Source organism: Pseudomonas shahriarae (assembly GCF_014268455.2).
GTDB lineage: Bacteria > Pseudomonadota > Gammaproteobacteria > Pseudomonadales > Pseudomonadaceae > Aquipseudomonas > Aquipseudomonas shahriarae.
The window spans coordinates 3,918,613-3,939,245 of record NZ_CP077085.1 but is presented as its reverse complement, the minus strand read 5'-3'; the positions used below and the strand labels follow the sequence as shown (position 1 = coordinate 3,939,245).

General features: G+C 60.7%; 19 protein-coding genes. 11 read left to right on the top strand and 8 right to left on the bottom strand.

Annotated features, from left to right (window positions below):
• Window positions 1–6 precede the first annotated feature (6 nt).
• Complete coding sequence (locus HU773_RS27925; RefSeq protein ID WP_057959094.1) at window positions 7–2,154, bottom strand: methyl-accepting chemotaxis protein; 2,148 nt, start codon at window positions 2,152–2,154, stop codon at window positions 7–9.
• A 237-nt stretch (window positions 2,155–2,391) separates the two neighbouring features.
• Here HU773_RS27925 and HU773_RS17395 point away from each other — a divergent pair, with 237 nt between their 5' ends.
• A complete protein-coding gene (locus HU773_RS17395) occupies window positions 2,392–3,711 on the top strand; it encodes a Na+/H+ antiporter family protein (RefSeq protein WP_169990072.1) in 1,320 nt (439 codons plus the stop codon).
• 72 nt (window positions 3,712–3,783) lie between these two features.
• Complete coding sequence (gene ctpM / locus HU773_RS27920) at window positions 3,784–5,463, top strand: methyl-accepting chemotaxis protein CtpM (RefSeq protein WP_057959096.1); 1,680 nt, start codon at window positions 3,784–3,786, stop codon at window positions 5,461–5,463.
• Between the two features lie 668 nt (window positions 5,464–6,131).
• On the opposite strand, the gene trhP is transcribed toward ctpM, so the two are convergent.
• Window positions 6,132–7,451, bottom strand: coding sequence for a prephenate-dependent tRNA uridine(34) hydroxylase TrhP (gene trhP, locus HU773_RS17385; RefSeq protein WP_057959101.1), 1,320 nt, complete (start codon window positions 7,449–7,451; stop codon window positions 6,132–6,134).
• A gap of 161 nt (window positions 7,452–7,612) precedes the next feature.
• Here trhP and HU773_RS17380 point away from each other — a divergent pair, with 161 nt between their 5' ends.
• Window positions 7,613–8,680, top strand: coding sequence for an AI-2E family transporter (locus HU773_RS17380; protein WP_057959102.1), 1,068 nt, complete (start codon window positions 7,613–7,615; stop codon window positions 8,678–8,680).
• Here the strand turns inward: HU773_RS17380 and HU773_RS17375 are convergent.
• From HU773_RS17375 to HU773_RS17365, 3 genes are all read right to left on the bottom strand, one after another.
• Window positions 8,677–8,856 carry a hypothetical protein gene (locus tag HU773_RS17375; RefSeq protein WP_057959103.1) on the bottom strand — a complete coding sequence of 60 codons (180 nt, stop codon included), beginning with the start codon at window positions 8,854–8,856 and terminating at the stop codon, window positions 8,677–8,679. The two genes, HU773_RS17380 and HU773_RS17375, sit on opposite strands and share 4 nt — an antisense overlap.
• Before the next feature lie 109 nt (window positions 8,857–8,965).
• Entirely contained in the window at window positions 8,966–9,160 is a 195-nt protein-coding gene (locus HU773_RS17370) for a hypothetical protein (RefSeq protein ID WP_057959104.1), read from the bottom strand.
• Between the two features lie 230 nt (window positions 9,161–9,390).
• Complete coding sequence (locus tag HU773_RS17365) at window positions 9,391–9,738, bottom strand: hypothetical protein (RefSeq protein WP_057439463.1); 348 nt, start codon at window positions 9,736–9,738, stop codon at window positions 9,391–9,393.
• A 165-nt stretch (window positions 9,739–9,903) separates the two neighbouring features.
• On the opposite strand from HU773_RS17365, the gene HU773_RS17360 reads away from it, so the two are divergent.
• Window positions 9,904–10,722, top strand: coding sequence for a shikimate 5-dehydrogenase (locus HU773_RS17360; protein WP_057959105.1), 819 nt, complete (start codon window positions 9,904–9,906; stop codon window positions 10,720–10,722).
• A gap of 186 nt (window positions 10,723–10,908) precedes the next feature.
• Here HU773_RS17360 and HU773_RS17355 read toward each other — a convergent pair whose 3' ends face one another.
• The gene (locus HU773_RS17355) at window positions 10,909–11,556 is read right to left on the bottom strand and encodes a YceH family protein (protein WP_057439461.1); all 648 of its coding nucleotides are present in this window, start codon (window positions 11,554–11,556) and stop codon (window positions 10,909–10,911) included.
• 115 nt (window positions 11,557–11,671) lie between these two features.
• Between HU773_RS17355 and HU773_RS17350 the strand changes: the two genes are divergently transcribed.
• Window positions 11,672–12,181 carry a DUF1993 domain-containing protein gene (locus HU773_RS17350; RefSeq protein ID WP_057439460.1) on the top strand — a complete coding sequence of 170 codons (510 nt, stop codon included), beginning with the start codon at window positions 11,672–11,674 and terminating at the stop codon, window positions 12,179–12,181.
• A gap of 101 nt (window positions 12,182–12,282) precedes the next feature.
• Here HU773_RS17350 and sstT read toward each other — a convergent pair whose 3' ends face one another.
• Window positions 12,283–13,506 carry a serine/threonine transporter SstT gene (gene sstT / locus HU773_RS17345; RefSeq protein ID WP_057959106.1) on the bottom strand — a complete coding sequence of 408 codons (1,224 nt, stop codon included), beginning with the start codon at window positions 13,504–13,506 and terminating at the stop codon, window positions 12,283–12,285.
• A 209-nt stretch (window positions 13,507–13,715) separates the two neighbouring features.
• Here sstT and HU773_RS17340 point away from each other — a divergent pair, with 209 nt between their 5' ends.
• Complete coding sequence (locus tag HU773_RS17340; protein ID WP_057439459.1) at window positions 13,716–14,870, top strand: MFS transporter; 1,155 nt, start codon at window positions 13,716–13,718, stop codon at window positions 14,868–14,870.
• On the opposite strand, the gene nhaR is transcribed toward HU773_RS17340, so the two are convergent.
• Window positions 14,867–15,766: a transcriptional activator NhaR gene (gene nhaR / locus HU773_RS17335; RefSeq protein WP_057959107.1), complete on the bottom strand. Its 900-nt coding sequence runs from the start codon at window positions 15,764–15,766 to the stop codon at window positions 14,867–14,869. The two genes, HU773_RS17340 and nhaR, sit on opposite strands and share 4 nt — an antisense overlap.
• A 148-nt stretch (window positions 15,767–15,914) precedes the next feature.
• On the opposite strand from nhaR, the gene HU773_RS17330 reads away from it, so the two are divergent.
• From HU773_RS17330 to HU773_RS17310, 5 genes are all read left to right on the top strand, one after another.
• Window positions 15,915–16,166 carry a hypothetical protein gene (locus tag HU773_RS17330; protein WP_057959108.1) on the top strand — a complete coding sequence of 84 codons (252 nt, stop codon included), beginning with the start codon at window positions 15,915–15,917 and terminating at the stop codon, window positions 16,164–16,166.
• 29 nt (window positions 16,167–16,195) lie between these two features.
• The gene (locus HU773_RS17325; protein ID WP_057439456.1) at window positions 16,196–16,945 is read left to right on the top strand and encodes a TerC family protein; all 750 of its coding nucleotides are present in this window, start codon (window positions 16,196–16,198) and stop codon (window positions 16,943–16,945) included.
• Window positions 16,946–17,039: 94 nt separating this feature from the next.
• Window positions 17,040–18,074, top strand: coding sequence for a selenide, water dikinase SelD (selD, locus tag HU773_RS17320; RefSeq protein ID WP_057959109.1), 1,035 nt, complete (start codon window positions 17,040–17,042; stop codon window positions 18,072–18,074).
• Window positions 18,074–19,174: a tRNA 2-selenouridine(34) synthase MnmH gene (gene mnmH / locus HU773_RS17315; protein WP_169990067.1), complete on the top strand. Its 1,101-nt coding sequence runs from the start codon at window positions 18,074–18,076 to the stop codon at window positions 19,172–19,174. The genes selD and mnmH overlap by 1 nt, the downstream gene beginning before the upstream one ends.
• A gap of 261 nt (window positions 19,175–19,435) precedes the next feature.
• Window positions 19,436–20,611: an integrase core domain-containing protein gene (locus tag HU773_RS17310; protein ID WP_169990682.1), complete on the top strand. Its 1,176-nt coding sequence runs from the start codon at window positions 19,436–19,438 to the stop codon at window positions 20,609–20,611.
• Window positions 20,612–20,633: the final 22 nt, after the last annotated feature.

Here is a 20,633-nt window from a genome sequence, read left to right as displayed (position 1 = left end):
CCGCGATCAGACCCGGAACTGGTCCATCAACCCCTGTTGCTGATTGGCCAGGCTGTTCAGCGTCTGGCTGACCCGCGCCGATTCATTGGCTTGTTCCGACAGCGACTCGGTCACATCACGAATCGTCGCCACGTTGCTGTTGATCTCCTCGGCCACCGCGCTTTGCTGCTCGGCGGCGCTGGCAATCTGCAGGTTCATGTCGCTGATCACCGTCACCGCATCGCCGATCTGGCGCAATGCCGTGACGGCCTGGCCGACCTGTTCGACACTGCCTTGGGCCTGGCGATGGCTGTTGCTCATGGAGCTCACCACTTCCTGGGTGCCGTTTTGCAACTGTTCGATCACCTGGCGGGTTTCTTCCACCGACTCCTGAGTGCGCCGCGCGAGGTTGCGCACCTCGTCCGCCACCACCGCAAAACCGCGCCCGGCTTCACCGGCACGGGCGGCTTCGATGGCGGCGTTGAGGGCCAGCAGGTTGGTTTGTTCGGCAATCGCGCGGATCACTTCCAGCACTGAACCGATCTGCTCGCTATTGGCTGCCAGGCCTTCGACCTGGGCCATCGCCGTGCTCATGTCGGCAGCCAGGTGGCCGATGCTGGTGGTGGTGCGGTCGATCACCGTCAGGCCTTCGCGGGTGGCCTGGTCGGCATCCCGTGCAGCGTGTGCCGCCTGCGCGGCGCTGCGGGCGACGTCCTGGGCGGTGGCGCTCATTTCGTGGGAGGCGGTGGCCACCTGATCCACCTGGCGGTACTGCTGCTCCATGCCGGCACTGGTCTGGCTGGCGATTGCCGCTGATTGGTCGGCGGTGCTGCGCGCGTCCTGCACCGAGCGTTTGACCTCGGCAATGATCGGTTGCAGTTTGTCGAGGAAGCGGTTGAACCAACTGGCCAGTTCGCCCAGCTCGTCGCGCTTGTCGTAGGCCAGGCGCCGGGTCAGGTCGCCTTCGCCGCTGGCGATATCCTCCAGCATATGGGCCACGCCGAGGATCGGCCGGGTGACACTGCGGGCCATCAGCCACACCAGTAGCAAACCGACGATGGCGGCGAGCAGGCCCAGGCCCAGTTCCAGCAGGGTGCCTTTGGTGTTGTCGGCATCCAGCTCGGCCTTGAGGGTTTCGGCGGGGCCGATCAGGACTTTTTCCGGCACATCCAGCAACACGCCCCAGGACTTGCCATTGGGAATGGGCTGGAACGGTGCCAGCACCTTGAGTTGATGGTCGGTACGCAGGCTGTAGGTCTGGGTGCTGCCGGCCATGGCGCTGATCAGTTGTGCGCCGCTGGCGGTATCCACACTGTCCAGGCGCTGGCTGAGCTTGCTCGCATCCGGGCTGTAGCCGGCCAGCAAACCCACTGGGCTGATGATGCTGACGTTGGTCTGGCCGTCATACAGCTCGCGGCTGGCATTCTGGCTGACTGCCTGCAGGCTGTTGAGGTTGATGTCCACCGACAGCGAGGCGATGACTTTGCCATTGGCCATGAGCGGGAACACGATGCTGGTCAGCAAGACGTTGTGCCCGTCGATCACATAGAAGTACGGCTCGATCACACACGGCTTGAGGGTGGAGCGTGGGCAGGTGAACCAGGTGTTGGCCTTCTCGCCGCTGGGGCCGACGCTGGTGTCGGACATATCGCTTTCCGGCAGCGCCATCGAGGTCAGGGTGCCGGGTGTCGGCTGCGACCAGTACAGGGCAAAGCGTCCCTTTTCATTGCTGCCCAGCTCCGCTTGGCCGGCGAACAGCTCATCCTTGCCATCCAGGGCATTGGCCTCAAAGACCAGGGACAGGCCCAACAGGTCCGGGTTGGCTTGCAGGGCGGCCTTGACCTGGCGGGTCAGGTCTTCACGCAGGTCGAAGGCATCGAGGAAGCGTTTTTCGGCCTGTTCGCGCAAAAACAGCACCTGGCGCGAAAAGCCATGGCCATATTGGTAGGCGTCCATAAATTGCTGGCGGATGCCCAGCGCCTGCACTTCACCCTGGGCTTCGATGCGCGATTGGGCGGCAACATTAAGCATCTGTGTGCTGGAGGTCTGGACCCGTTGCGAACTCTGGTCCATCCGATACAGCGAAAGACCCACCAGCAGGGTCACGATGCCCAACAGACAAAGGCCGGCGAGGAGGGTGATTTTCCATTGAATGGACAGCTGCCTGAGCGACATGGAGATCCTTAACCTTTCGTTGCGACAGAGATAATCCACGCTATCGGCCGCCGGTTGTTTTTCTTTATTCATACGTTCAATTGAATCTATTCGCGACGTCGTTCTTTGACATGGCGCGCCGGCTGCTGCAAAGTGCGCGGCCTCTAATAAAACTCCCTTTCTGCGTGTGCCGTGGTCGACATCTGGCCGGGGCGCCGGCACGTGTTGTGTTTATATTTCTGTCTTGAGGTAACCATGATTAACGCAGTAATCGCCGCGGTCGGTACCATGCTCGTGCTCAGCCTGTCCCGCGTGCATGTGGTCATCGCGATCATCGTGGGTGCCCTGGTCGGCGGTTTGACCGGTGGCCTGGGGATCGACGCGACGCTCAGCGCGTTCAACAGCGGCTTGGGCGGCGGTGCCACGGTGGCGTTGTCTTACGCATTGCTCGGTGCTTTCGCGGTGGCGATTGCCAAGTCCGGCCTGGCCCATGCCCTGGCGGACAAGGCCCTGCTGCTGGTGGGCCGCCAGGACACCACTGGCGGCAGTTCTGTCAAATGGCTGCTGATCTGCCTGCTGGGAGCGGTGGCGATTGCCTCGCAGAACATCCTGCCGATCCATATCGCCTTTATCCCGCTGCTGGTACCGCCGCTGCTGTATGTGCTGACCAAGTTGCAGATTGACCGGCGCCTGATCGCCTGCGTCATGACCTTCGGCCTGATCACCCCGTACATGTTCCTGCCGGTGGGCTTCGGCAATATCTTCCTCAACCAGATCCTGCTGGCCAATGTCGCCAAGAGCGGGGTGGATATCAGCCAGGTCAACGTTACCCATGCCATGGGTATTCCGGCGCTGGGCATGGTGTTCGGCCTGTTGGTGGCGGTGTTTATCAGTTACCGCAAAAAGCGCATCTACGACCAGCAGAAGATCGAGCGGGTCGAGCAAGTGGCGGTGCAGTACAACCCGCTGACCCTGCTGGTCGCCGGGCTGGCCATTGCCTCGGCCTTTATTATCCAGTTGTGGCTGGACTCGATGATCATCGGTGCCCTGGCGGGTTTCCTGATCTTCTCGGTATCGGGCATCGTGCGCTGGCGCGACACCGATGATCTGTTCACCGAAGGCATGAAAATGATGGCGATGATCGGCTTCATCATGATCGCGGCGTCGGGGTTTGCCGAAGTGCTCAAGGCCACCGGCCAGGTACAGACGCTGGTGCAGGACTCGGCCGATTTTATTGGCCACAGCCGTGGCGTGGGTGCGCTGTTGATGTTGCTGGTGGGCCTGCTGGTGACCATGGGCATCGGTTCGTCGTTTTCCACCGTGCCGATCCTTGCGGCGATTTTTGTGCCGCTGTGTGTGCAACTGGGGTTCAGCCCGCTGGCCATTGTCTGCATCGTCGGCACCGCCGGGGCCCTGGGCGATGCCGGTTCGCCGGCGTCCGACTCCACCCTGGGGCCGACCTCGGGTTTGAACATCGACGGCCAGCACCACCATATCTGGGACACCGTGGTCCCGACCTTCCTGCACTACAACCTGCCGTTGCTGGTATTTGGCTGGTTTGCCGCGATGACCCTGTAACAAGCAGATTCCTACAGTTTTCTCCTTTAGGGCCGTTAACCTCCTAACGTTGCCCTACAAGAGAGAAGATCCATGCGTCTGAGTCTGAAGGCCAAAGTCCTGTCCCTCGCCGTACTGCCGGTGTTGTTGTTTGCCGTGGTCATCAGCCTGACCACCGTGTGGATCCTCAAGGAACAGGCGCGCACCGAGGTGGCCGAAACCCGCCAGCGCCTGCTCAACAACGCCAAGGCCACCCTGCAAAGTTATGTCGAAGTGGCGATGACCACCATCAAGCCGCTGTACGACGCCGCAGCCCCCGGCGATACAGAGGCGCGGGCGCAGGTGGTCAAGCTGTTGTCCAACACAACCTACGGCAAGGACGGCTATTTCTTCGGCTACGACTCCGAAACCATCCGCCTGTTCAAGGGCAACAGCCCCGACGGCGTGGGCAAAAGCTTCAAGGACAACCGTGACCCCAACGGCGTCTACGTCAACCGCGACCTGGTCAGGGTCGGCAAGGACGGCACCCACTACCTGCAATACAGCTCGACCCAGCCGGGGCAAACCGAACTGGTGCCCAAGCTCGGCTACACCGAGTACCTGCCCAAGTGGGACATGGTGATCGGTACTTCGGTCAACCTCGACGGTATCGAGGCCCTGGTCAGCGAAGTCGAAGCCAAGGTCAACGAGCGCATGGAAGGGGTGTTGTTGAGCATTGTCGGCATCGCCGTAATCCTGCTGTTGCTGATCGCTGCAGCGGGCATGCTGCTGGCCAATACCATCCTGCGCCCCTTGCACCTGATGAAAGCCAACCTCGACGATATCGCCGCCGGTGAGGGCGACCTGACCCGGCGCCTGGCAATCACCAGCCAGGACGAGTTGGGTGAACTGGCCGGCTCGTTCAACCGGTTTGTCGACAAGATCCACGGCCTGGTACGCCAGATCACTGACATGACCTCGCAACTGACCGGGCTGGTCAGCCAGGTGTCCGAGCAGGCCCATCGTTCGGAACAGGCCATGGAACGCCAGCGCCAGGAAACCGACCAGGTGGCGACGGCGATCAATGAAATGTCGTCTGCCGCCCATGAAGTGGCCCGCAGTGCCCAGGGCGCGGCCGTGGCGGCGCAGCAGACCGACGCCGAAGGCCAGGCCGCCAAGCGCGTGGTGGATGGCAGCATCGCGCAGATTCATGCGTTGGTGAATGACATCCGCAGCAGTGGCGTGTCCCTGGATAGCCTGCAACAGGACGTGTCGTCGATTGTCAGCGTGCTCGGGGTGATCCGCTCGATTGCCGAGCAGACCAACCTGCTGGCCCTCAACGCCGCCATTGAAGCCGCCCGTGCCGGTGAAGCCGGGCGTGGCTTTGCGGTGGTGGCCGATGAAGTCCGCGCACTGGCCAGCCGCACCCAGCAGAGCACCCAGGAAATCCAGGGCATGATCGACCGCCTGCAAAAGGGCACCGAGGCGGCCGTGGAATCCATGCGCCGCTCCAGCGATGCCGGCGACGGCACCTCGGCCCAGGCCAATGAAGCCGGGGCGTCCCTCGATACCATGGCGCAACTGATCGGGACCATCAACACGATGAACGCGCAGATCGCCAGTGCTGCAGAAGAGCAAACCGCCGTGGCCGAAGAGATCAACCGCAGCGTGCATCAGATTGCCGTGGCGGTGGACAGCGTGGCGGACGAGACCCAGCAGGGCGCACAGACCTCCCGCAGCCTGGCGGAACTGGGGCAGCGGTTGGGGCAGTTGGTGGGGCAGTTCAGGATCTGATCTGGCAATTGCGGTGCTGGTTCTGGCCTCATCGCAGGCAAGCCAGCTCCCACACTTGATCGGTGAACATGGTCAAAATGTGGGAGTTGGTGGGGCAGTTCAGGATCTGATCTGGCAATTGCGGTGCTGGTTCTGGCCTCATCGCAGGCAAGCCAGCTCCCACACTTGATCGGTGAACATGGTCAAAATGTGGGAGTTGGTGGGGCAGTTCAGGATCTGATCTGGCAATTGCGGTGCTTGATCTGGCCTCATCGCAGGCAAGCCAGCTCCCACACTTGATCGGTGAACATGGTCAAAATGTGGCGGTTGCTGGGGTAGTTCAGGATCTGATCTGGCAATTGCGGTGCAGGTTCTGGCCTCATCGCAGGCAAGCCAGCTCCCACACTTGATCGGTGAACATGGTCAAAATGTGGCGGTTGCTGGGGTAGTTCGGGATCTGATCTGGCAATTGCGGTGCTTGATCTGGCCTCATCGCAGGCAAGCCAGCTCCCACACTTGATCGGTGAACATGGTCAAAATGTGGGAGCTGGTGGGGCAGTTCAGGATCTGATCTGGCAATTGCGGTGCTGGTTCTGGCCTCATCGCAGGCAAGCCAGCTCCCACATGTTGAACTGTGAATGCAGTCAAATGTGGGAGCTGGCTTGCCTGCGATGGGGCCCTAACAGCCGCTACACATCCCGCATCAACAACCCAAACCCGATATCCATGTCCAACGGCACCGGCACATACACCGTGTGCCCATCCCCCGGCGCCACCTCAATCGCCTCACCCTTGGCGTTATGCATCATCCCCAGGTCAAAATGGAAGTTCCCCGCCGGGGTCATCAGTTCCAGGTGATTGCCCACGGCAAAGCGGTTCTTCACCTTGACTTCGGCCAGCTCCCCGCGCCGTTCGCCGGTCAATTCCCCGACAAACTGCTGTTGTTCCGAGACGGAGCTGCCGTTCTGGTAGTTCTGGTATTCGTCATGCACGTGGCGGCGCAGGAAACCTTCGGTGTAGCCACGCTGGGCCAGGGACTCAAGGTTGGTCATCAAGCCCCGGTCGAACGCACGACCGGCCACCGCATCATCAATGGCCTGGCGGTACACCTGGGTGGTGCGCGCCACATAAAAGTGGGACTTGGTGCGGCCTTCGATTTTCAACGAATGCACGCCCATCTGCGTCAGGCGCTCGACATGCTGCACCGCCCGCAGGTCCTTGGCGTTCATGATGTAGGTGCCGTGTTCGTCCTCGAAGGCCGGCATCTGCTCATCCGGGCGGTTGGCCTCCTGCAGCAGGAACACCTGGTCGGTGGGCGCGCCAAGGCCCAGGGTCGGCTCGGGCTGATACTGCTGGACGATATCGCCCACGGTGTTTTCGGCCGCGGGTGTGGCCTGGTATTTCCAGCGGCAGGCATTGGTGCAGGTGCCCTGGTTGGCATCGCGCTTGTTCATGTAGCCGGACAACAGGCAACGCCCGGAGTAGGCCATGCACAGCGCGCCATGCACAAACACTTCCAGCTCCATGGCCGGCACGTGCTGGCGGATTTCGGCGATTTCTTCCAGGGACAGCTCCCGCGACAGGATGATCCGGCAGATGCCTTGCTGCTGCCAGAACTCGACACTGGCCCAGTTCACCGTGTTGGCCTGCACCGACAGATGGATCGGCATCTGCGGGAAGTGCCGGCGCACCAGCATGATCAAGCCCGGATCGGACATGATCAGCGCGTCCGGGCCCATGGCGATCACCGGTTCCAGGTCCTTGAGGAAGGTTTTCAGCTTGGCATTGTGCGGCGCGATATTGACCACTACATAAAAGCGCTTGCCCTGGGCCTGCGCCTCGGCGATGCCCAGGGCCAGGTTGGCGTGATCGAACTCGTTATTACGCACCCGCAAGCTGTAGCGCGGCTGGCCGGCGTAGACCGCATCGGCGCCGTAGGCAAAGGCGTAGCGCATGTTTTTCAGGGTGCCGGCAGGGGCGAGCAATTCGGGAGCGAGGACAGGGAGCATGGGATTCAGATCGCAAAAGGGCGGCAGGGTAGCCGAGCCGGGCCTGGCGGTTATTGATCTGGGTCTACGCTGTAGAAATAAAGATGGCACTCGCCGGATGCGCGGTGGACTAAGCAACAGGGCGCGCTGGGCGCCCGACGTTTTTCTGGCACGGATCGGACATGAACCAAACGAATCTGCAATTCAAAACCCTGCTATTGCTGCTGGTCCTGGTGACCCTCGCGTTTTTCTGGATCCTGTTGCCGTTCTACGGCGCGGTGTTCTGGGCGGTTATCCTCGGGATCATCTTTGCGCCTATGCAGCGGCGCCTGCAGCTCAAGTTTGGCTGGAACCGCAACCTCACGTCGCTGTGTACCCTGATGGTGTGCCTAGTGATCGCGATCTTGCCGGTGATCATCACCAGCGCCTTGCTGGTGCAGGAGGGGGCGACGCTGTACAAGAACGTCGAAAGCGGCAAATTGGATGTGGCGGGCTACATCGAGCAATTCAAGAACTTCCTGCCGCCGTACTTCCAGCACCTGCTGGATCGCTTCGGCATGGGCAACCTGGAAGGCCTGCGCGAGAAAATCGTCAAGGGCGCGATGCAGGGCAGCCAGTTCTTTGCCAGCCAGGCATTCAGCTTTGGTCAAGGCACCTTTGATTTCCTGGTGAGCTTTTTCATCATGCTCTACCTGCTGTTCTTCCTGCTGCGCGACGGCCCCGAACTGGTGCGCAAAGTACGCACGGCGGTGCCGCTGGCCGAGCCACAGAAGCGTCGCCTGCAACTGAAGTTCAACCGCGTGGTACGGGCGACCGTCAAGGGCAATGTGCTGGTGGCGGTGACCCAGGGGGCACTGGGTGGCCTGATCTTCTGGTTTCTGGATATTCCCAGTGCGTTGCTCTGGGCGGTGCTGATGGCGTTTCTGTCATTGCTGCCGGCGGTGGGTGCCGGGATTGTGTGGGGGCCGGTAGCCGCGTACTTCCTGCTCAGCGGTTCAATCTGGCAAGGGGTGGTGCTGGCCCTGTTCGGGGTGTTTGTGATCGGCCTGGTGGACAACGTGCTGCGCCCGGTCCTGGTGGGCAAGGACACCAAGATGCCGGATTACCTGATCCTGATCTCGACGCTGGGCGGCCTGTCGGTCTTCGGCCTCAATGGTTTTGTGATCGGGCCGTTGATTGCCGCGCTGTTTATTTCCAGCTGGGGGCTGTTTGTCGAAACCAAACCCCGGGTACGCCTGCCATTGCCCTAAGCCGAGAAGCAGTGCGCCATCTTGCGTGACAGGGCCTGGGCGGCGGGCAGTGAGGTCAGGGGGCCACTGATGGCTTCACCGTCGCGTACCAGGTACCAACAGGCGAGCAAACCCAGCTCGCGAAGGGGGACAGGGACGGCACTGCCGACGACGGACATGATCTGGATAGTGGGCATATCTACCTCCATTGCTGATGGAGGTCACCTTACGGTGGCCCGGCGGCGAGGGAAAATCACCTTGCTCGATAGTCAACATCACTGTCATCGAGGCTGCGCCGGCAGGGTCTCAGTCAACCACCTGGTCCAGCATGTGCAGCACTTCCTGTTCATTGAGCAGGCCCTTGTGGACCAGGTTTTCTGCCAGCAGCGAAAGAAACTTGGCGCTGCGATGGCCTTCCAGGTGCTTGAGCTCGGTCAAGGCGCTATAGACCTTGCTCGAGGTGCAGAGGCCGGCGGTATGATGCGGATTTTGTGTGGGCATGCTGGGCGTCCTTGTTGTTATGGCCTGTTATGGGGGACAGTTTTGATAGTGAGAGTGCCGTGTGACACAAACATGACAGCGCGGCCCCCAATTGGGCAAGTGCACGTTGGCCTTAATAATGTCGGAATTAACAGCCAGGGTTGTCCCCATAACGACCCTGGCGAGATTTATTCAGACCAGGCCACCCATAAAAAAGCCCCGCCGGGTGTGCGGGGCTTTTGCTGCTGGGTTTACCAGCCACGCCCGTAATAGCCGCGGGGCGGGCCGTAGTAGCCACGTGGTGGCCCGTAATATACGGGCGCCCGGCGGTAATACACCGGCTGCTGCACGTACACTGGCGCCGGCTGGTAATAGACCGGTGGCGGGGCGGCATACACCGGCTGTGGCTGGTAATACACCGGTTGCTGCTGCACATACACCGGTCGATCATGGCTGGCGATCACAGAGCCAACTACGGCTGCGCCGACAACCGCACCCAATACGGCCGGGCCACCCCAACCGCCACCATGGGCGGAGGCTTGGCCGGCTACAGCAAGTGCACCGATCAGCAAAGCGATCCTGGGGATTTTACGAATCATGGTCTTTCCTCGGTTGGCCCCTGCGCTTGTGGTCTGCAATCAATAGACTCAAGGATTGTCGCGGGGATACTTTTAAGACAACGTATTTCAGGAAAACAGCACGGCCACTAGGTAAAGGTTGTGTAAGGTCTGTACCGATTTGCTTACTTCGAAGAGGCGTTACCGATGCTGATGAACCCCAACAAGGATACCCAGTTGTGCATGTCGCTGTCGGCCCGTCCGGGCAATTTCGGCCTGCGATTTCATAACCATTTGTATGAGCAGCTGGGGCTGAACTTCTACTACAAAGCGTTCAGCAGCCAGGACTTGAACGGCGCCGTGGCCGGGATCCGTGCCTTGGGGATTCGTGGGTGTGGGGTGTCGATGCCGTTCAAGGAAGCCTGCATCGAGCTGGTCGATGAGCTCGACGAATCGGCCCGCGCCATCGCCTCGATCAACACCATTGTCAACACCGCCGGGCACCTCAAGGCCTACAACACCGACTACATCGCCATCGAGCAACTGCTGCAAAAACACGCGGTGCCCAAGGACTCGACCTTCGCCCTGTACGGCAGCGGCGGCATGGCCAAGGCCGTGGCCAGTGCCTTGCGGGATGGTGGCTATGCCAATGGCGTGATCGTTGCGCGCAATGAAACGGCGGGTCGGGCCCTGGCGCAGAACCTGGGCTATCAGTGGCAGGCGACCTTGGGTGAAGCGCGCCCGCAGATGCTGGTCAACGTGACGCCGATCGGCATGACTGGCGGCGCCCAGGCGCAGGACCTGGCCTTCGAGGCCGACGCAATTGATGCGGCAGACACCGTGTTCGATGTGGTGGCGATCCCCGCCGAAACGCCCTTGATCGTGCGGGGCAGGGCCCAGGGCAAGCGGGTGATTACCGGCCTGGAAGTGATCGCGATCCAGGCCCTGGAGCAGTTCGTGCTGTACACCGGCATCCGGCCGACGGACGAACAGTTCCAGAAGGCCGTGGATTTCGCCCGGCAGTAAACACCGCCGGCCCATGTGGGAGCGGGCAAGCCCTAATGCAACGCAATGCTCAAAGCAGCGAAGATCAAATGTGGGAGCGGGCTTGCTCGCGACGACGTCGGCCCAGCAAACATTGGTGTTGAATGACCCACTGCTTTCGCCAGCAAGCCCGCTCCCACACAAGTCCGCTCCCATAAGGGGGGACGTTTATTCGAGGCGTGACAGGCGCTCTTCCAGCGCCGCAATCCGCGCCTCCAGCTCCTCGATGCGCTCCACGGAAACCCCACTGGCGCTGCTGCGCTCCACCGGGCTACCGCGTGCGGCCAGGATCGCCTCGATATCCGCGGGGTCACCCAGGGAGTGGGTGTAGCGGTCTTCGCGCTGGCCGGCCTGCTTGGGTACCAGTACCGCCAGGTCGCGGGCGATCAGGCGTTCCAGCTGATGCACCACCTGCTCGGCATCTTCAAAATCATGCATGCGCCCGCTGCGGGTCAGCAGTTCGTTGACCGTCTGCGGCCCGCGCAGGAACAGCAGGCCGGTAAGGATCACCTGTGCCGGCACCAGTTCCAGGGCCTTGTCCACGCGGTGTTCCCAGCGGTCGGCGCGACTGCCCATCACCAGCTTGGTAAAACCACGGCCCTCCAGGGCGCGCAGGCTCTGGCCAACCTGGCCCTGGCTGAGGTTCATCACCGGTTCCCGGCTGGTTTTCTGGTTGCAGGCCAGGACCAGGGCGTTGAGGGTCAGCGGGTAGGTTTCCGGGTTAGTGGCCTGTTTCTCGATCAGGCAGCCCAAAACGCGGATTTCCGTGCTGTTCAGGCGCGGCTCGGAAGAGGTGGTGTCGTGCTCGGCGGTCATCGCGCTTTCCCTATGCAGTGAGCCCACTAGCCTAATCCCGAAAAAATAAAAGACAAGCAGCGCTCATGTCTATAATCGCCGCTGTTCAAACCCTGTCACCACTGTCGAGACTGTCATGACTATTTCCCTGTACGCCGCTTCACTTCCGGTCTTCAAGCAAATGCTCAACGCCCTGAGCGATGTGCTGAACAAGGCCGAGGCCCACGCCACCGCCAAGAACATCGACCCTAACGCCTTGCTGCAGGCGCGTCTGTTCCCGGACATGTTCCCGCTGGTCCGTCAGGTACAGATCGCCGTGGATTTTGCCAAGGGCGTTTCCGCGCGCCTGGCTGAGATCGAAGTGCCGAAATACGAAGATACCGAAGTTACCTTCGCTGACCTGCAAGCGCTGATCGCCAAGGTCCTGGCCTTTATCGACACCATCACCCCGGCACAGATCGACGGCAAGGAAGGTATCGAGATCGTCACCCGTCCGGGCACGCCTAAAGAGAAACGCTTCAGCGGCCAGTCCTACTTGCTGACCTACGGCCTGCCGCAGTTCTTCTTCCACGTCACCACCGCCTACGCCTTGCTGCGTCATAACGGTGTGGAAGTGGGCAAGCGTGACTACATGGGCGCGTTCTAAGCCCCGAGTCACACCGCAAAACCAATGTGGGAGCTGGCTTGTATGGGAGCTGGCAAGCCAGCTTCCACCCAAACCAGCGCCCACTTGCTTGCCGGGTTGTGTCAGGCCGGGTTCTTGTCTTCCTGGCCCAGGCACGCCGCAGCGGTGAACAACACGTCGGTAGACGAGTTCAGCGCGGTTTCCGCCGAATCCTGCAAAACCCCGATAATGAAGCCTACGGCCACCACTTGCATGGCGATTTCACTCGGAATGCCGAACAGGCTGCACGCCAGTGGAATCAGCAACAGCGAACCCCCGGCCACACCCGACGCGCCACACGCACAGACCGCCGCAACCACGCTGAGCAGCACGGCGGTCGGCAGGTCGACGGCGATGCCCAAGGTGTGCACGGCCGCCAGGGTCAGCACGGTAATGGTGATCGCGGCGCCGGCCATATTGATGGTCGCACCCAACGGGATCGACACCGAATAGGTGTCTTCATGCAGGCCCAGGCGCTCACTCAACGCCAGGTTGACCGGGATATTGGCCGCCGAACTGCGGGTGAAGAAGGCGGTGATCCCACTTTCACGCAGGCACAACAGCACCAGCGGGTACGGGTTGCGGCGCAGTTTCCAGAACACGATGGCTGGATTGACCACCAGTGCCACGAACAGCATGCAGCCGATCAACACCAGCAACAGGTGCGCATAACCCAGCAAGGCATCGAAGCCGGAAGCAGCCAGGGTCGAGGCCACCAGGCCGAAAATACCCAGGGGGGCGAAGCGAATCACCACGCGCACGATCAGCGTGACGCCGTTGGACAGGTCGGCCAGCACGGTACGGGTGGTTTCCCCGGCATGACGGATCGCGATGCCCATGCCGATGGCCCAGGCCAGGATCCCGATGAAGTTGGCGTTCATCAGGGCGCTGATAGGGTTGTCCACCACGCTGAGCACCAGGCCCTGCATTACCTCGCCAATCCCGCCAGGGGCGCTGACGGCCACGTCATGGGTGCTGAGCACCAGGTTCGAGGGGAAGAGGGTGCTGGCAATGACCGCGACCGCCGCAGCGGAAAAGGTGCCCAGCAGGTACAGGAACAGAATCGGCCGGATATGGGTTTCCTGGCCATGCTTGTGGTTGGCAATCGAGGCCATCACCAGCACAAACACCAGGATTGGCGCCACGGCCTTGAGCGCCGAGACAAATACCTTGCCGATAAACGCGGTGGACAGGGCCGCACTGGGCGACAGCAGGGCCAGTAAGATGCCAGCGGCCAGGCCGATGACAATCTGGGTGACCAGGCTGAGGCGCATAAGTCGTTGAAAGAGAGAGGGAGCAGCAGTCATAAGAGTGTCTCTAGTTTTTTTAATGTGTACAGCGCTATGCAGGGCGCGAAGTCTAACATGCTGTAGGAAATATCCAGTTTACTGCGGCATTCAGTCGCCAAGTCCGTGTGTGGCACGGTCACATTCTGTTAAGATTCGCCATCCTCTTCTTATATCTCTGTCAGCGGGCCTCAAGGCTAACGCTGGCGTCGCCGTTTCTGGAGTTGTGCATGTTGTTGCCCATCCTGCTGCTGTCCGCAGCCGGTTTTACCGTGTTGACCACCGAATTTGTGATTGTCGGGCTATTACCCTCCATCGCTCGCGACCTGGATGTGAGCGTGTCCCAGGCCGGTCTGCTGGTGACTTTGTTTGCCTTTACCGTGGCCGCGTTCGGGCCGTTTCTGACCGCGTATTTCGCGCGTTTCGAGCGCAAGCGTCTGTTTATCAGCATTCTATTGATGTTCGGCGCGGCCAATACCCTGGCGGCCCTGGCGCCGAATATCTGGGTGATGGCCGTGGCCCGCCTGATTCCCGCTCTGGGGCTGCCGGTGTTTTGGGCCCTGGCCAGTGAAACGGCAGTGGACATCGTCGGGCCGGACTACGCTGGCCGGGCGATTGCCAAGATCGGTTTCGGGATTGTCTGCGCTACCGTCTTCGGCATCCCGGTGGGCACCCTGATCTCCGATGCGTTTGGCTGGCGCAGCGCCTTTGGCATCCTCGCCGGGGTGGCGATGCTCAAGGCATTGCTGCTGTTGATCTACCTGCCGGCCACCACCGTGAAAAAGGACGCGGTGACCCTGCGTTCGCAGTTCAAGATCCTGCGCAGCCCGTTGATGCAGGGCCATGTGTTGCTGTCGATCCTGGTCTTCAGCGGCATGTTCACCGCTTACACCTACCTGGCCGATATTCTGGAGCGCCTGGCCGGCTTCGATGGCACCCTGGTGGGCTGGTGCCTGATGGGCTTTGGCGCCGTCGGCCTGATCGGTAACTCCCTGGGCGGGCGCATGGTCGACAAGCATCCGCTGATCGCTTCTATGGTGTTCTGCGGCTTTATGATCGCCGGCATGGTGGCGCTGGTACCGGCGATCCACTCCACCCTCGGCCTGGCGGCGGCCATGGCGATCTGGGGCGTGACCCAGGCGGCGCTGTTTTTGGTCAGCCATGTGCGGTTGATGAAGGCCGCACCCCATGCGCCGGCATTTGCTGCGTCCTTGAACATTGCCGGGGCCAACCTGGGCATTGGCCTGGGCGCGATGGTCGGTGGGCGGGTGATCGACACCATGGGCCTGGGCAGCCTGGGGTTTGCCGCGTCGGGGTTTATCCTGCTGTCGATTCTCCTGGCCCTGTGGCTGATGACCGCCAAGACCCGGGTCGCCTGCGCCTAAAGCGCGGTAAACAGCTCGCGGCGAGCACCTTCGGTAATCGCCACGATGCCGGGGTGCTTGACCTTGCGCTCCACCGAGATGGCATAGAACGACTCGGTGACCGCGTCTGTCTGGCCAATCAATGCCACGCCGTATTGGCGTAGCACTTCCTCGGCAATCACGCTGGGGGCGATAAAAATCCCGCTGCCGGATTGGCCGAACGCCTGCATCAAGGCGCTGTCGTCGAACTCGCCGATAATCTTCGGACGAATCTGCTGCTCGGCGAACCAGCGCTGCAAACGGCTGCGCACCACGGTTTCTGCACCTGGAATCAACAGCGGCGCACCGTGCAGGCATTGTGGGAAATCGCCGCCGTGCAGGTCCGCCAGCGCCTGGGTGGCGAAGAAGCTGATGCCACATTCCCCCAGCTTCTGGCTGTAGCCCTTGATATCCAGGTGGGTCGGCATCGGGCTGTCGGAGATCACCAGGTCCAGGCGCTGGATCGCCAGGTCGGCCAACAGCCGCTCCAGTTTGTCTTCGCGGCAGGTGATGCGCAGCGGCTCGCTCAGCTCCATGGTCGGCGCAATCAGGCGGTAGACGATGGACTTGGGCACCACGTCCGCCACGCCGACACGAAACACAATCTGTTGTTCATTGGGCTGGGCGCGCAACATCGCTTCCAATTCACTGCCGGTCTGGAACATCTGCTCGGCATAGGGCAGGGCCTGGCGCCCGGCCTCGGTCAGTTCCAACTGGCGGCCGACTCGTTGAAACAGTGCGATACCAAATGTCTGCTCCAGCAGGCTGATTTGCCCGCTGATGGTCTGCGGTGTGAGGTTCAGTTGCTCGCAGGCACGCACGATGCTGCCGGTCTTGGCGACCACCCAGAAGTAATGCAGTTGTCGGTAGTTGAGCATCAGGTGCCTCGGTTGCAGAGTGTTACTTCGTATAAATCGAAGTATAAGCGAAAAAAATACGAATTTTCCTGAAGTGTTCGCTTCCTTAGAATGCCTCGCTATCGCGAGCCCAATGCTTGGGCCCAACGGTTCTAACGAGGAATACATCATGAAACTCAATTCCCTGGGCGCGGCGTCGTTGCTTGCGCTTTCATTAGTGGTGCTCAGTGGTTGCGACCAGGTCGAGAAAAGCACGCAGCAGGTGCTGGGCAAAGCCAGCGAAGCGGCCAAGCAGGCCATTGACGACACCCATAAAGCCGCCGAACAGGCGTTGAGCGAAGCGACCCAGGGCTTGATCGCCCCCAAGGACGACGAGCAAGATCAGGACTCCAAGCCTGAGCCAAGTTCCCAAGAAGCTTAATTCCCCGTATACCGAGTCAGGACTGACCTATGGATTATCTTGTACAACTGGCCGCGAGCCCTACCGCCTGGGTGGCCCTGGCGACATTGATCGTCATGGAAATCGTGCTGGGGATCGACAACCTGATCTTCATCTCGATCCTCACCAATAAATTGCCGGAGCAGCACCGGGCCAAGGCACGGCGCATCGGCATCAGCATGGCGCTGATACTGCGCCTGGGCCTGTTGAGCACCATCGCGTTTATTGTGCAATTGACCTCGCCGGTATTCGAAGTCTTCGGCCAGGCGTTTTCGTGGAAGGACATGATCCTGATCGCCGGCGGCCTGTTCCTGGTATGGAAGGCAACCACCGAGATCCACCACAGCATGGACCCGGAGCCCGAAGAGAAGGCCAGCGTCGGCAACACCGTGGCTATCGGCTTTGCCGCGGCCATCGGGCAGATCCTGTTGCTCGACCTGGTGTTCTCTATCGACAGCATCATCACCGCCGTCGGTATGACCGAGCACTTGCCGATCATGATCATTGCTGTGGTGACGTCGGTAATCGTGATGCTGGTGGCGGCTGAACCCCTGGCCAAGTTCATCAACGACAACCCGACCGTGGTCATGCTGGCCCTGGGCTTCTTGATCATGATCGGCATGACCTTGATCGCCGAAGGCTTCGGTGCCCATGTGCCGAAAGGCTACGTGTACGCGGCCATGGCTTTCTCGGCTGCCATCGAGTGCCTGAACATTGCCCGGCGTAATCGCCACAAGCGTTTGCTCGCTGCCCGCCAGTAACCGCTGAACCCCAAAGGCCGGCTGCGCTCACAAGAGCCCAGCCGGCCTTTTGCTGTCTGTTAGAATCCCCGCACTTGATAGTTTGAGGTCCACCATGAACGAGCCGATTCGCCTGACCCAGTACAGCCACGGTGCCGGTTGCGGCTGCAAGATTTCGCCACAGGTGCTGGAAGTGATCCTCGCCGGCAGCGGTGCGCAGAACCTCGACCCCAAGCTCTGGGTGGGTAATGCCTCGCGGGACGACGCGGCGGTGTACGCCATTGATGACGAGCGCGGGGTGGTGTCCACCACGGACTTTTTCATGCCGATCGTCGACGATCCCTTCGATTTCGGGCGCATTGCTGCCACCAACGCCATCAGCGATATCTACGCCATGGGCGGCGATCCGTTGATGGCCATCGCGATTCTCGGCTGGCCGGTCAATGTGCTGGCCCCGGAGATCGCCCGGGAAGTGATTCGCGGTGGCCGTGCGGTGTGCGACGCGGCGGGCATTCCCCTGGCCGGTGGGCACTCCATCGACGCCCCGGAGCCGATCTTCGGCCTGGCCGTCACCGGGCTGGTGCACAAGCGTCATATGAAGCGCAACGACACCGCCACCGCCGGTTGCCGCTTGTACCTGACCAAACCCCTGGGCATCGGCATCCTTACTACCGCCGAGAAGAAGGGCAAGCTGCGGGAAGCCGATATCGGCCTGGCGCGGGACTGGATGTGCACCCTCAACAAGCCCGGCAGCCGCTTTGGCAAGCTGGCCGGGGTCAGCGCCATGACCGACGTGACCGGTTTCGGCCTGCTCGGGCACCTCGTGGAAATGGCTGACGGCAGCGGTTTGACCGCGCTTATCGAATACGAAAAAGTCCCACGTCTGCCAGGGGTCGAGTACTACCTTGACCAGGGTTGTGTGCCTGGCGGTACGTTGCGCAACTTCGACAGTTACTCGCGCCAACTGGGCCGTATCAATGAGTTGCACAAGCGCGTGCTGTGCGACCCGCAAACCAGTGGCGGGTTGCTGGTGGCGGTCACGCCTGAGGGCGAAGCCGAGTTTCTCGCGGCAGCGGCCGAACTGGGGCTGAACCTTGGGCCCATTGGCCAGTTGGTCGAGCGACAGAGCCACGCGGTAGAGGTGTCTTGATGCCCATCGACATCACCGATTACCGCGATATCTTTCTTAACGACCGGCCGATGATGGATACCCGTGCGCCGGTCGAATTCGTCAAGGGTGCGTTCCCCGGCGTGGTCAACCTGCCGTTGATGAACGATGACGAACGCCAGCGGGTGGGCACTTGCTATAAGCAGCAAGGGCAGCAGGCGGCGATTGTGCTGGGGCACCAACTGGTCAGCGGCGCAACGCTGCAGGAGCGGCTGGCGCGCTGGACCGCGTTTGCCCAGACCAACCCTGACGGTTACCTGTATTGCTTCCGTGGCGGCTTGCGCTCGCACTTGGTGCAGAAGGTGCTCAAGGACGAAGCGGGGATCGACTATCCCCGGGTCGGCGGTGGCTACAAGGCTATGCGTACCTTCTTGCTGGAGACCGTGGACCAGGCTGTGGAGCAGTGCGATTTCGTCCTGCTGGGTGGCCTGACCGGCAGCGGCAAGACCGAGGTGCTCCAACAACTGCGCAACGGCCTGGACCTGGAAGGCTACGCCAACCACCGGGGCTCCAGCTTTGGCAAGCGGGCCACGGGCCAGCCGTCGAATATCGACTTTGAAAACCGCCTGGCGGTGGACGTACTGAAAAAGCGCGCGCGGGGCATCGAGCAGTTTGTGCTTGAGGACGAAAGCCGCATGATCGGTAGCTGCGCCTTGCCGCTGAACCTGCACCGGGGCATGCAGGCGTACCCGATGGTGTGGCTGGAAGAGAGCCTGGAAAACCGCGTCGAGCGGGTCTTGCGCGACTATGTGATCGACCTGTGCGCGCAGTTCAACGCAGAGTTTGGTGAAGCGGGCTTCTGCCTGTTCGCCGAGCGCCTGGTGCAGAGCCTGGCCAATATCCACAAGCGTCTGGGTGGGGAGCGCTACCAGCGCTTGCACGGGCTGATGCAGGACGCCCTGGCCGAGCAGGCCCGCTCGGGGAACGTGGATTTGCATCGCGGCTGGATTGTCGGGCTGCGTGAATATTACGATCCGATGTACGCGTTCCAGCGTGAGAAGAAGGGCGCCCGGATCGAGTTTTCCGGGGAGCAGGGCGCGGTGGTGGAGTATCTGCGCGAGCGTGCTGCCCGGCGCGGGTGATTGGTTGGTTTTCAGGGCACCATCGCTGGCTTGCCTGCGATGAGCTACAGGTCTCTTTAGTGATTCTTAGGTTTGTGTACATATCCGTTGCTGCGGTCATGGCCACTTAGGGTTCCGCCCTTACGGCGGCTCACTTTGGAAAAGCCCCAAAGTAAGCAAATGTATGGTCAGGGTATGACTCACCCACATGGGTTACAAATCAGTTCACGCACATAGGTAACAGTTATTAACTGGCAGGGTCGATTTTGTGAGGATCTGACCATGCCCTGGGAAGAGCTGAAACCTATGGACCTCAAAGTGATGTTCATCGCCGCCTATTTGGCTGAAAGAGATACCTTTAGCCAGCTGTGCCGCGACTACCAGGTCAGTCGAAAGACTGGCTACAAATGGGTCGAACGGTACGAGGCTGAAGGACCCAGAGGGCTCGAAGAACGTAGCCGGTGCCGGCACAATCAAACCTATGTTGTGCCTCTTGCTATCAGGCAAGCAATTATCGAGCTTCGTTCTATCGGGGAGACTATTCCCGGGCCGAAGAAGATTCAGAACGACTTGCGCCAGCGTTTTCCCGGGCAGGATCCACCCTCGAAAACCACCATTTACAACATCCTCAAGGCCGCTGATCTGATTGCACCTCGACGTGTGCGTCAGCGCGTGGCTGTCTATCCAAAGCCCCTGTGCAAGGTAGAAACCCCAAATCAGCTCTTTAGCGCTGACTACAAGGGGCAGTTTCTGACAGGGGCCGGAGTGTGGTGTTATCCGCTGACGATCATGGACCATGCCAGCCGCTTTCTACTGGCCTGCCAGGGCATGCGCAATACCAACTTCAAAGAAACCCAACAAACCTTCGAGCGTGTTTTTCGCGAGTATGGCTTGCCTGAACGTATTCGGACCGACAACGGCATACCGTTTGCCAGCACGGGCCGTGCAGGGTTATCACAGCTGTCGATCTGGTGGCTGCGGTTGGGGATTATCCCTGAGCGAATTGAGCCCGGCCGCCCAGATCAGAATGGGCGCCATGAAAGGATGCACCGAACCCTGAAAAGCACTTTGCCCCAACCAGCGGCGATTGCTTGGGAAGCTCAGCAGAAACACTTTGATCGCTTTATGCAGCACTATAATCATGAGCGAGGGCACGAGGCGCTTGGCCAGAAAACACCAGCCTCATGTTATTTGCCCTCACCCCGCGCTTACCCGGAAAAGCTGCCTGAAATGGGGTATGCGAGCCACGTGGAGTGTTACCTGGCTGATAGTAATGGAATCATCAATCGAGCAGGTCTTAGGATCTACATAGGCAATCTGCTCAAGCATCAGACCATTGGAATGGAGCTAATTCGAGATGATGTCTGGGAGGTGATCTTCGGGCCTGTGATCCTAGGCCGTGTCGATGCTAGAGACGCAAAGAACGGGTATGTTTCAATCAAAGTGTCACCTATGTGAATGCACTTTTTTGTAACCTATG

Excerpts from the sequence above, each read along its gene's own strand:
- HU773_RS27925 (WP_057959094.1), bottom strand. The coding sequence starts at position 2,154 with ATGTCGCTCAGGCAGCTGTCCATTCAATGGAAAATCACCCTCCTCGCC.
- ctpM (WP_057959096.1), top strand. The coding sequence starts at position 3,784 with ATGCGTCTGAGTCTGAAGGCCAAAGTCCTGTCCCTCGCCGTACTGCCG.
- trhP (WP_057959101.1), bottom strand. The coding sequence starts at position 7,451 with ATGCTCCCTGTCCTCGCTCCCGAATTGCTCGCCCCTGCCGGCACCCTG.
- HU773_RS17380 (WP_057959102.1), top strand. The coding sequence starts at position 7,613 with ATGAACCAAACGAATCTGCAATTCAAAACCCTGCTATTGCTGCTGGTC.
- HU773_RS17375 (WP_057959103.1), bottom strand. The coding sequence starts at position 8,856 with ATGCCCACTATCCAGATCATGTCCGTCGTCGGCAGTGCCGTCCCTGTC.
- HU773_RS17370 (WP_057959104.1), bottom strand. The coding sequence starts at position 9,160 with ATGCCCACACAAAATCCGCATCATACCGCCGGCCTCTGCACCTCGAGC.
- HU773_RS17365 (WP_057439463.1), bottom strand. The coding sequence starts at position 9,738 with ATGATTCGTAAAATCCCCAGGATCGCTTTGCTGATCGGTGCACTTGCT.
- HU773_RS17360 (WP_057959105.1), top strand. The coding sequence starts at position 9,904 with ATGCTGATGAACCCCAACAAGGATACCCAGTTGTGCATGTCGCTGTCG.
- HU773_RS17355 (WP_057439461.1), bottom strand. The coding sequence starts at position 11,556 with ATGACCGCCGAGCACGACACCACCTCTTCCGAGCCGCGCCTGAACAGC.
- HU773_RS17350 (WP_057439460.1), top strand. The coding sequence starts at position 11,672 with ATGACTATTTCCCTGTACGCCGCTTCACTTCCGGTCTTCAAGCAAATG.
- sstT (WP_057959106.1), bottom strand. The coding sequence starts at position 13,506 with ATGACTGCTGCTCCCTCTCTCTTTCAACGACTTATGCGCCTCAGCCTG.
- HU773_RS17340 (WP_057439459.1), top strand. The coding sequence starts at position 13,716 with ATGTTGTTGCCCATCCTGCTGCTGTCCGCAGCCGGTTTTACCGTGTTG.
- nhaR (WP_057959107.1), bottom strand. The coding sequence starts at position 15,766 with ATGCTCAACTACCGACAACTGCATTACTTCTGGGTGGTCGCCAAGACC.
- HU773_RS17330 (WP_057959108.1), top strand. The coding sequence starts at position 15,915 with ATGAAACTCAATTCCCTGGGCGCGGCGTCGTTGCTTGCGCTTTCATTA.
- HU773_RS17325 (WP_057439456.1), top strand. The coding sequence starts at position 16,196 with ATGGATTATCTTGTACAACTGGCCGCGAGCCCTACCGCCTGGGTGGCC.
- selD (WP_057959109.1), top strand. The coding sequence starts at position 17,040 with ATGAACGAGCCGATTCGCCTGACCCAGTACAGCCACGGTGCCGGTTGC.
- mnmH (WP_169990067.1), top strand. The coding sequence starts at position 18,074 with ATGCCCATCGACATCACCGATTACCGCGATATCTTTCTTAACGACCGG.
- HU773_RS17310 (WP_169990682.1), top strand. The coding sequence starts at position 19,436 with ATGCCCTGGGAAGAGCTGAAACCTATGGACCTCAAAGTGATGTTCATC.